1 rRNA gene is annotated in these 1,642 nt (G+C 53.6%); it reads right to left on the reverse strand.

The window, feature by feature from the left end:
- Positions 1 to 1,550 (reverse strand): 23S ribosomal RNA (locus HMPREF0183_RS11220); the annotation flags it as partial.
- Positions 1,551 to 1,642: the final 92 nt, after the last annotated feature.

Consider the following 1,642-nt stretch of genomic DNA (forward strand, 5'->3'; position numbering starts at 1 on the left):
GTGTGAGTAGTTAGTCTCACATGATTCGGTATGGACGGTTTTTCACCGGTACGGGAATATCAACCCGTTATCCATCGACTACGCCTGTCGGCCTCGCCTTAGGTCCCGACTTACCCAGGGCGGACGAACCTGCCCCTGGAACCCTTTGTCATCCGGCGGACGGGATTCTCACCCGTCTTTCGCTACTCATGCCTGCATTCTCACTCGCATAGCCTCCACCACTCGTTCACACGGCGACTTCACCGGCCACACGACGCTCCCCTACCCAACACCACAGCTGTTAAGCCTTCATACGTGGTGTTGCCACAACTTCGGCGGTGTACTTAAGCCCCGCTACATTATCGGCGCGGAATCACTTGACCAGTGAGCTATTACGCACTCTTTCAAGGGTGGCTGCTTCTAAGCCAACCTCCTGGTTGTCTTCGCAACTCCACATCCTTTCCCACTGAGCACACGCTTAGGGGCCTTAGTTGATGGTCTGGGCTGTTTCCCTCTCGACTACGAAGCTTATCCCCCGCAGTCTCACTGCCACGCTTACACTTACACGCATTCGGAGTTTGGCTGACGTCAGTAACCCGATAGGGCCCATCAGCCACCCAGTAGCTCTACCTCGCATAAGCAACACGCAACGCTGCACCTAAATGCATTTCGGGGAGAACCAGCTATCACAGAGTTTGATTGGCCTTTCACCCCTAACCACAGATCATCCCCCCAGTTTTCAACCTAGGTGGGTGCGGGCCTCCACGACGTCTTACCATCGCTTCACCCTGTCCATGGCTAGATCACTCCGCTTCGGGTCTAGAACACGCGACTAAAAACGCCCTCTTCGGACTCGCTTTCGCTACGACTACCCCACACGGGTTAACCTCGCCACGTATCACTAACTCGCAGGCTCATTCTTCAAAAGGCACGCCATCACCCCAACCAGGGGGCTCTGACGGATTGTAAGCACATGGTTTCAGGTACTCTTTCACTCCCCTCCCGGGGTACTTTTCACCATTCCCTCACGGTACTCTCCACTATCGGTTACCAGGAAGTATTTAGCCTTACCAGGTGGTCCTGGCAGATTCACACAGGATTACACGAGTCCCGTCCTACTCGGGAATCAGTCACACCACAACACACGCATTTCAGCTACAGGACTCTCACCTGCTACGGTTAGCCATCCCAGACTATTCACCTACACGCATACCACGGCACCACTCCATGCTGAGAGCAGAAAAACCAACCCCACAACACCATGCATGCAACACCAGCACGCTTACACACACACGGTTTAGGCTCATCCACGTTCGCTCGCCACTACTAGCAGAATCATTATTATTTTCTCTTCCTATGGGTACTGAGATGTTTCACTTCCCCACGTTCCCCCCTACCACCTATACATTCAATGGCAGGTCACCACACATCACATGCAGCGGGGTTACCCCATTCGGACACCCTCGGATCACCGTCCGTTCACCAACTCCCCGAGGCTTATCGCAGGTCACCACGTCCTTCATCGGCTCCTGATACCAAGGCATCCACCATGCGCTCTTACACACTCACCACACTTACAAAACGTGCAGCAAACCAGATAACACACAACAACAAACAATCACGACGATCATTCATCAGATGCTCGCGTCCACTATTCACAAAC

The sequence above is a fragment of the Brevibacterium mcbrellneri ATCC 49030 genome (assembly GCF_000178455.1).
Lineage (GTDB): Bacteria > Actinomycetota > Actinomycetes > Actinomycetales > Brevibacteriaceae > Brevibacterium > Brevibacterium mcbrellneri.